The following is a 1,116-nucleotide window of genomic DNA, read 5'->3' as shown; positions in this document are numbered from 1 at the left end:
GACGGCAGCGGGGGAGGGGACGGCAACGGCGGGGGCGATGGTAGCGGCGACGGTGACGGCAGCGGCACGGGCGGCGATGGCAACGGCACCTGCGACCCGGCGAAAGAGAACTGCTCCACCGGCCCCGAAGGCCCCGGCGGCGAACTCAAGGAACCCACGCCCGGCACCTGGGATGACGCCATCGCCACCTGGGAAAAGAAGGTCGAGGACGCCAAGAAAGAACTCAAGACCAAGGTGAAGGCCAACGTCGACCAGATGAAGGGTGCCTTCGACCTCAACCTGGCGGAAGGCGGCGGGCAACTGCCCTGCGAGTCCATGACCATTTGGGGCAAGTCCTACTCCCTCTGTATCTCCGACTACGCCGGCCAACTCTCCAGCCTGCGCGTGGCGCTGCTGCTGATGGCCGCGCTGATCGCCGCCCTCATTCTGCTGAAGGACTGACCCTATGGAATGGCTCTCCGGTTTCCTCGATCAGATCATCGCCTTCTTCCAGTGGATCTGGGACTTCTTCGCCCAAGGCATCTATGACTTCGTGCGCGACGGCCTGGTGGTCGCCACCAAGGCGTCGATGTACGCCGCGCTCCAGACTCTGATCCTGCTGATCGATGTCAGCTACACCGCCGCCCGCGAACTGATCGACAGCCTCGGCGTGCCGCAGATGATCCGCAGCATGTACGCCGCGCTGCCGGGGCCGATTGCGGCGGGTCTGGCCTTCTTCGGCGTGCCGCAGGCGCTGAACATCATCATGGTCGCGGCGGCGACGCGCTTCTGCATGCGCTTCGTGCCGTTCATTGGGAGGTGATCCGTGTCGATCAAGATCCACCACGGCCCCAATGGCTCCTACAAGACCTCCGGCGCGATCCAGGATGACGCCGTGCCCGCGCTGAAAGACGGGCGGGTGATCATCACCAACGTGCGCGGCTTCACCCTGGAGCGGGCCTATCAGGTCTTCCCGGACCTGCCCAATACGGCGGAAATCATCAACCTCGATCTGGAGTCGCTGGAAGACCTCGAAAAGATGCGCACGTGGTTCCAGTGGGCGCCCCGCGGGGCCTTCCTGATCTTCGACGAAACCCAACTGCTGTTTCCCAAGTCCTGGCGGGAAAAAGACCTCGA

Annotated in this window: 2 protein-coding genes and 1 pseudogene; all 3 read left to right on the top strand. The window is 64.1% G+C overall.

Annotation, left to right across the window (positions count from 1 at the left end; translation table 11 throughout):
* A pseudogene (locus tag HMPREF2924_RS31785) lies at positions 1-441 on the top strand (hypothetical protein); the annotation flags it as partial.
* Between the two features lie 4 nt (positions 442-445).
* The gene (locus HMPREF2924_RS31780) at positions 446-802 is read left to right on the top strand and encodes a DUF2523 family protein (RefSeq protein ID WP_003114150.1); all 357 of its coding nucleotides are present in this window, start codon (positions 446-448) and stop codon (positions 800-802) included.
* Positions 803-805: 3 nt separating this feature from the next.
* Positions 806-1,116, top strand: a 311-nt coding sequence (locus tag HMPREF2924_RS31775) for a zonular occludens toxin domain-containing protein (RefSeq protein ID WP_034032965.1), incomplete at its 3' end; no start/stop codon positions are given.

It is taken from the genome of Pseudomonas sp. HMSC063H08 (genome assembly GCF_001813645.1).
GTDB classification, from domain to species: domain Bacteria; phylum Pseudomonadota; class Gammaproteobacteria; order Pseudomonadales; family Pseudomonadaceae; genus Pseudomonas; species Pseudomonas aeruginosa.
This window is presented reverse-complemented; position numbering and strand designations above follow the sequence as displayed.

What these genes read in the sequence shown, in the direction of transcription:
- HMPREF2924_RS31780 (WP_003114150.1), top strand. Translation starts at nt 446, where the DNA reads ATGGAATGGCTCTCCGGTTTCCTCGATCAGATCATCGCCTTCTTCCAG.